General features: G+C 73.2%; 6 protein-coding genes. 4 read left to right on the top strand and 2 right to left on the bottom strand.

All coding sequences use genetic code 11. The features are described from left to right. Positions 1-480: 480 nt before the first annotated feature. Both AB8Z75_RS28565 and AB8Z75_RS28560 read left to right on the top strand, forming a co-directional pair. Positions 481-2778 carry an AAA family ATPase gene (locus AB8Z75_RS28565; protein WP_369206962.1) on the top strand — a complete coding sequence of 766 codons (2298 nt, stop codon included), beginning with the start codon at positions 481-483 and terminating at the stop codon, positions 2776-2778. 88 nt (positions 2779-2866) lie between these two features. Beyond that, complete coding sequence (locus AB8Z75_RS28560; RefSeq protein ID WP_369206960.1) at positions 2867-3880, top strand: serine/threonine dehydratase; 1014 nt, start codon at positions 2867-2869, stop codon at positions 3878-3880. 96 nt (positions 3881-3976) lie between these two features. Here the strand turns inward: AB8Z75_RS28560 and AB8Z75_RS28555 are convergent, their stop codons facing one another. Beyond that, positions 3977-4276, bottom strand: coding sequence for a hypothetical protein (locus tag AB8Z75_RS28555; protein ID WP_369206958.1), 300 nt, complete (start codon positions 4274-4276; stop codon positions 3977-3979). 122 nt (positions 4277-4398) lie between these two features. Here AB8Z75_RS28555 and AB8Z75_RS28550 point away from each other — a divergent pair, with 122 nt between their 5' ends. Together AB8Z75_RS28550 and AB8Z75_RS28545 are read left to right on the top strand one after the other, a co-directional pair. Beyond that, entirely contained in the window at positions 4399-5646 is a 1248-nt protein-coding gene (locus tag AB8Z75_RS28550; protein WP_369206956.1) for a helix-turn-helix domain-containing protein, read from the top strand. A gap of 128 nt (positions 5647-5774) precedes the next feature. Beyond that, positions 5775-6518, top strand: a complete 744-nt coding sequence (locus AB8Z75_RS28545) for an FG-GAP repeat domain-containing protein (RefSeq protein WP_369206954.1) — start codon at positions 5775-5777, stop codon at positions 6516-6518. A 190-nt stretch (positions 6519-6708) separates the two neighbouring features. On the opposite strand, the gene AB8Z75_RS28540 is transcribed toward AB8Z75_RS28545, so the two are convergent. Next, the coding region (locus AB8Z75_RS28540; RefSeq protein WP_369206952.1) for an ArsR/SmtB family transcription factor at positions 6709-7009 on the bottom strand (301 nt) is incomplete at its 5' end.

Genomic DNA, 7009 nt, shown 5'->3' with positions numbered 1-7009 from the left:
GGGCGAAAAGCGTTCGCCGTCCTCGTCCACCGTGGCTACAATCGCGCCCCCCCCCCCCCCCCCCCCCCCCCCCCCCCCCCCCCCCCCCCCCCCGGCGCCGTGGGTCGCACCCACGCCACCGGTCGCCCGCCGGTTGCCGCCGGGGCGACCCTAATCGAGTCCCCGGCGGGAGACGGAAGCGGCACCGTGCGGGCACCACCCGCGCGCCCTTCCCCGCGCCCTCCCCACGCCGTCTCCGCCCCACGCCTCTGGGGCGAAAAGCGTTCGCCGTCCTCGTCCACCGTGGCTACAATCGCGCACTTGCCCCCTCGCGCCGGTTCTCGGCCCTGAGGCGCCCGCCGCACGGAAACCGGCCGGGCTCGTCCACAGACCTGTACGCCCGCACGATGTGACGCCGTACGCCCGCGCGCCCGCACACCGGTACGCAGCGCGGCTGCGGCCTGTCCGCACGCGTGCCCGTGTCCGCCCGGAGGCAACCCGGTGACCGTCCCGCCCGCACCCCGACCGCACCACCCCGAACCCGCCGCCGAGAGCGATCCCCTCACCCGGGAACGTGCCCACCTGTCCGCCTCCCGAGCCGCCCTGCGCGCCATGCGGGCGGACGCCGAGGCGCTCGACATCCGTGACGTGGCAGCGAACTGGGTCAACGCCGAGGTGCTCGCCTCCGGCATCGAGGCCCGTATCGCCTCCCTCGCCGACCTGGCCCACGCGCCGCTGTTCTTCGGCCGCCTCGACTACCGCGCGACACACCCGTCAGACCCGTCCGACCCGTCAGACCTGTCCGAGACGTCCGACGCGTCGGGGCACTCGTTCTACATCGGCCGTCGGCACGTTCACGACGCCGACGGGGACCCCATGGTCGTCGACTGGCGTGCCCCGGTCTCGCAGCCGTTCTACCGCGCCTCGAAGAAGGACCCGCAGAACGTGGCGCTGCGCCGCCGGTTCGGCTACACGAGTGGTGAGCTGACCGCCTACGAAGACGAGCACCTGAGCGATCCTCCACCGGCCTCCGGCCACGAGGTGCCCCCAGAGGGGGAACGCACCAGCGCGCTCCTCCAGGCGGAGATCGAACGGCCCCGCGTCGGCCCGATGCGGGACATCGTCGCCACGATCCAGCCGGAGCAGGACGAGATCGTGCGTGCGGGGCTGGAGGGCACCGTGTGCGTCCAGGGAGCGCCGGGAACGGGCAAGACGGCGGTCGGCCTGCACCGCGTGGCCTATCTGCTGTACGCGCACCGCGAGCGGCTGACCCGTACGGGCACGCTCGTCGTCGGCCCCAACGACTCCTTCCTCCGGTACATCGAACAGGTGCTGCCGGCGCTGGGCGAGGTGGAGGCGCGGCAGACGACCGTCGAGGACCTGGTGGCACGCCCCGACGTGCCGGTGCGCGGCGTCGACGCGGCCGAGGCGGCCCACATCAAGGGCGACGCGCGCATGGCCGAGGTGCTGCGCCGCGCCGTGCGCTGCGGGGTGCGTCCCCTGCCGGCCGAGCCGTGCGTGGTGGTGCGCGGCTCGCGGAGGTGGCGGGTGCCGGCCCACGAAATCGAGGAGCTGGTGCACGAGCTGCTCGCCCGGGACATGCGGTACGGCGCGGCGCGCGACGCGCTGCCGCAGCGGATCGCGCACGCGGTGCTGCTGCGCATGGAGCAGGCCGGGGAAGCCCCCGACGACCGGGTCCAGGACGCCGTCGCGCGGAACGCGGCGGTCAAGGCGGTCGTCAAGGAGGTGTGGCCCGCCGTCGACCCGGCGAAACTGGTGCTGCGGCTGCTGTCGGACCCGGACTTCCTCGCCGAACAGGCCGAGGGCGTGCTGAGCGGGGACGAACAGCGGGCGATCCTGTGGGAGAAGCCGGCGCGGGGCGTCAGGAGCGCCAAGTGGTCCGCCGCGGACGTCGTCCTGGTGGACGAGGCCGCCGACCTGGTGCAGCGCACCCCCTCCCTCGGCCACGTCGTGCTGGACGAGGCGCAGGACCTCTCCGCGATGCAGTACCGGGCGGTGGGGCGGCGCTGTTCCACCGGTTCCGCGACCGTGCTGGGAGACCTGGCGCAGGGCACCACCCCGTGGGCGACCGAGAGCTGGGAGACCGCGCTGGAGCATTTGGGCAAGCCCGGCGCCGTGGTGGAGGAACTGACCGAGGGCTTCCGTGTGCCGCGAGACGTCATCGCCTACGCCTCGCGACTGCTGCCCTCGATCGCGCCCGCGCTGAAGCCCGCCACGTCCGTAAGGGAGTCGCCGGGGGACTTCTCGGTGCTCCGCGCGCCGACGGGAGACGGCCAGGGGGAGGAACTCGCCCTGATGGCGGTGGAGGCCTGCCGGGCCGCGCTGGAGCGGGAGGGCTCGGTCGGGCTGATCGCCGCCGCGTCGCGGCTGCCCGCCGTGACGGGCGCCCTGCGGGCCGCCGGGCTCGGCTTCCTGGCACCCGGCCAGGAGACCAGCGCCGACGCCCGGCTGACCCTCGTTCCGGCGACGCTGGCCAAGGGCCTGGAGTACGACTACGTGGTGCTGGACGAGCCGGCCGCGATCGTGGCGGACGAGCCCGACCGGCGTACCGGGCTGCGACGGCTGTACGTGTCACTGACCCGGGCGGTCTCCGGGCTCGCCGTGGTACACGCCGAACCGCTGCCCGCGGCTCTGACGGGGGAGCCGGCCGAGGACGAGGACGAGGCGTCCAGGGGCGCGAGTACGGCGCCCACGGATGCGGCGTCCGCGGGTGCGGTGACGTCCACGGGCGCGGTGTCCGCGGGGTGCGGCGCCGACGACCGGTGCGTTCGGGGCTGATTCGTCCACAGCGTTGACGGGACACTCGGCGTGAGGCCGTAACGTAGACGTTTGTCCGCTCACGTCCGAGCACGCCAGGAGTCGCGCCGTGCACCACCTTTCCTACGGGGATGTCAAAACTGCCGCCGATCGGGTTGCCGACGGCGTTCGTCCAGTCACGGTCGCGCGTGCGGACGCGGGCTCCCCGGGTGCCGGGCCCGACGCGGGCGGCTTCGAGCTGTACTTCGCGCTGGAGTTCATGCAGTACACCGGCAGCTTCAAGGCGCGCGGCGCGCTCAACTTCCTGCTGGCACACCGCGAGCAGGGCGAACTCCCCGACGCGGGCGTCACCCTGGCCTCCGGCGGCAACGCGGGGCTCGCCTGCGCCTGGGCGGCGCGCGGTCTGGGCGTGCCCGCGACCGTCTTCCTCCCGGAAACCGCCCCGCAGACGAAGGTCGAACGCCTGCGCGCGTACGGCGCCGATGTCCGACTCGCGGGCGACGAGTACGCGGAAGCGGCTGCGGCGTGCGAGGCGTTCGCCGCCGACACCGGCGCCCTACCCTCCCACGCCTACGATCATCCGCTGATCGCGGCGGGCGCGGGCACGATGGTCGAGGAGATCCGCGCCCAGGTTCCGCTGGTCGACACGGTGGTGGTCGCCGTGGGCGGCGGCGGTCTGTTCGCCGGCATCGCCGCCGCCGCCCAGCACCACGGGATCAGGGTCGTGGCCGTCGAGCCGGAGCGCTGCCGCGCCCTGAACGCCGCGCTGGAGGCCGGCCGCGTCGTCGACGTGGAGGTCGACTCCGTCGCCGCCGACTCCCTCGGCGCCCGGCGCGCCACCCCCATGGCGCTGGCCGCCGCGGGCCATCGCAACGTGCGGTCCGTCCTCGTCGGTGACGACGCCGTCGTCGCCGCCCGGCGCGGGCTGTGGGAGCGGTACAGGCTCGCGGTGGAGAACGCCGCGGGCACCGCCGTCGCGGGCGTCGCCGGCGCCGCGGGGAGCGGCAGCGAGCACGCGCCGTACGTGCCCGCGGCCGGGGAGCGGGTCGTGGTGGTGCTGTGCGGGTCCAACGCCGACCCGGCCGAGCTGACCCGGGACGCCGGACCGTCCCTGGACGCCTGACCCTCGCAGGACGCGAGGCGTTCGCACGGCGCGGGGCGTTCGCGGTGCCCACCGCCGCAGGCACCGCTTGCCAGCGCTGAGTCCGCCACCCGCCCTTCAGTCCGCCCGCCGCACCCGGCCCTCCGCGACGCGGAGCACCTCCGTGAGGGCCTGGGCCGCGGCCCCCAGAGCCAGCCGCAACGCGAGGGCCCCGGCGGCGGGCTCGTCCAACGTGCCGCGGGCCTCCTCCAAAGCGGCCCGCGCACGCGCAAGCTGCCGCGCCTCCACCTCGTCGGCGAACCCCGCGATGACCCCGTCCGCCGCCCCCACCAGGTAACAGGGCTTCCCCACGTCACTCACCCAGGGCAGCAGCCGCATCTCGGTGGGGGCGTCGTCGGGGCTGTTCTCTTTGTCCATGGTCACTCCTGATCTCGGCCTGCCCGCGCTGCGGGCTGCTCGCTTCGGACAACCGGGATCCTGACGGGCGGGGATCTTCGTTCCCATCCCGGCGCCCTATAGGACCGCCCTATATTGGGGTAATGGGTGACCCTTACCAGGACTTGTGGACCCACCCGGAGCTCGCCGGCTCCGTCGCGCGGGACGACTGGGGGGCCGCGCTGCGCACGTACCGCAGGCTCACCGGCTTGAGTCAGACGAAGCTCGGGGAGCGGGTCGGACTGGCGCAGTCGGACGTCTCCGAGTTCGAACGCGGCCGTCGCCGCGTCACCTCCCTTGAGGTACGGAACCGCCTGGTCGACGGACTCGGCATCCCACCAGCCCTGCTGGAGCAGCCCACCGGCGAGAAGGCCCTGCCCGTGGCAGGCCTACGGCTGCCCGGTGCGGTGCCTGACGACGACATGCTCGACCGCGTGACCGGCGTCGTGGAGGGAACGCACCGGGCGGACCACGCCACGCTCGATTGGCTGGACCGCCTCCTGGCTCAACACCGCCGGTCCGAGGACTTCATCGGCTCGCGCCCGCTGGTCGGGGTGATGCGGGAGCAACTGCGCACCGTGGTCGGCATGCACGCAGGGGCGAGCGGCGGCCTCGCTGACCGCATCGTGCGACTGGCAGCCGAACACGCCCAGTTCCTTGCCTGGATGGCCCAGGACCAAGACGACGCTACGAGCGCACTCACCTGGTACGACCGCTCCCATGAGTGGGCCCTGGAAGCGGGTGACGCCGACATGGCGGCGACGACGCTCAACATGAAGGCGCATCAGGCGTGGTCCAAAGGACGAGCCCGCAGGTGTGTCCAACTTGCCAAGGCCTCGCGGTGGTCGGCACCGGGAGCATCCCTGACCGTCCAGGGCATGGCCGCACAGATGATCGGCCGGGGCCACGCTCAACTGGGCGAGTCCGACGAAACTCACCGTCTGCTGGACGAAGCTCAGGAGTTGCTCAGTCGCGCCGCTGCCCGACCCAGCGACGGCCCCGCCTGGTTGTACTTCTACGACGAGAACTGGTTCACGCTGCAACGCGGCATGGCCTGCCTCCACCTGCGCGACTGGGACGCGGCGATCGACCACCTCACGACCGGGCTGTACGCCCTGCCCGACGCGTACCGCCGGGACAAGACCTGGTACCGCGCCTGCCTCGCCCACGCCCAAGCCGAGGCGGACGAACCCGAACAGGCACTGCACACCGCCCTGGCGAGCACCGCCGACGCTGCTGACATCGGCCGCCCACACGCGTGGAACGAGCTCCACGCCACCGCCGCCGCGCTCACCCGGCGCGGCACCCCACACAGCAGCCCTCTGCTGGCAGCCTTGCGCCAACACGACTGAGCAGCCCGCGCGTTCAGCGCCTCCCTACACGCGAATGTCACCGTCTCGTCACACGGCGAACCGGCCGTGAACTCGCGTGGGCGGTCCGGCATCACATCTTGCGGTAACGACAGATAGGGAGCTGGAAAATGCGTCGTACACGCTCACGTTGGATCGCTCTGCCGCTGGCGACCGCCGCCCTGACGCTGGCGGGGGCCGGCTACGCCAGTGCCGTCGACCCCACGGCCCAGGGTGGTGGTCTGGACGAGTCCGCCCGCACCACCGCGTCGGCCCCGTGCCTGGCCGACTCGACCACGCTGATGGGCGATCTGGACGGTGACGGCCGCGCGGACCGGATCACCAACCCGGGCCACACCGGCACCGAGATGACCGTCGAGTGGGGCAACAAGGACGGCTCGTTCGGCGTGAAGCACACCGTGCGGGATCTGGTCGGCGCGGCGAGAGGCGAGGACGTGGCCGCCGCGGTCGCCGACTTCGACAACGACGGCAAGCTCGACATGGTGCTCAACGTCGTCGAGCCTTCCGGCGGTGACGACCCGTCCACGGCCGCCCTCGCCGAGTACCGCCCGGGTCCGCTCAACCGCATCGACCTCACCTCGCCCGACGCCGTGCACTCCGACATCGGCGACCACGGCGAGGTCCGGGAGCTGAGCGTCGCGCGCTACAACGACGACGACACCCCCGACCTGGCGGTGCTCAACAACATCGGTGACGGCATGATGGACCGCGAGGCGCGCCTCTCGCAGCCGGGCGGCGGCCTCGGGGACTACGACGGCGTCGCCAACGGGAAGTACGGCGAGTCCGGCACCTGGGCCGAGCCGCCGGCCATGCCCACCGACGGCTGGTCGCAGTTCTTCACGTCCTGCGCGTAGTCACGACGCGTAGTCACGACGCGTAGTCACGACGCGTAGTCACGACGTCAGCGGCTTCACCGAAGACGTCGGCTTCACGAAGACGTCAGATCCACCGGGCTCGTAGCGGGCCTTCCGGGGCGGCACCCTCGCGGCAGCGGGGTGCCGCCCCGTGGCGTGTATCCACTCCGCCGGGGCGACGGGCGGGGGCTCACTCCGCCGGGGCCCAGTCCGCGACCAGTGCGAGGAGTCCGGGGAAGCGGGCTTCGAGGTCCTCGACGCGGACGCGGTTGCGGCGGGACGGCCCGTACTGGCGCTGCCGGATGAGGCCCGCCTCGCGGAGGGTGCGGAAGTGGTGGGTCAGCGAGGACTTGGGGCGGTCCAGTCCGAACCAGGTGCAGGTGTGGTCGTGGTCGACGGACTCCAGCAGGAGCTTGCGGACGATGCCGATGCGGAGCGGGTCGCTGAGCGCCGCCATCACCGCTTCCAGCCGGATCTCGTCGCGCGCGGGC

The organism is Streptomyces sp. PU-14G, from assembly GCF_041028275.1.
Taxonomy (GTDB): domain Bacteria; phylum Actinomycetota; class Actinomycetes; order Streptomycetales; family Streptomycetaceae; genus Streptomyces.
The sequence above is the reverse complement of the archived record's forward strand: the minus strand, read 5'-3'. Positions and strand labels throughout refer to the sequence as shown.

Excerpts from the sequence above, each read along its gene's own strand:
- AB8Z75_RS28555 (WP_369206958.1), bottom strand. The coding sequence starts at position 4,276 with ATGGACAAAGAGAACAGCCCCGACGACGCCCCCACCGAGATGCGGCTG.
- AB8Z75_RS28550 (WP_369206956.1), top strand. The coding sequence starts at position 4,399 with ATGGGTGACCCTTACCAGGACTTGTGGACCCACCCGGAGCTCGCCGGC.
- AB8Z75_RS28545 (WP_369206954.1), top strand. The coding sequence starts at position 5,775 with ATGCGTCGTACACGCTCACGTTGGATCGCTCTGCCGCTGGCGACCGCC.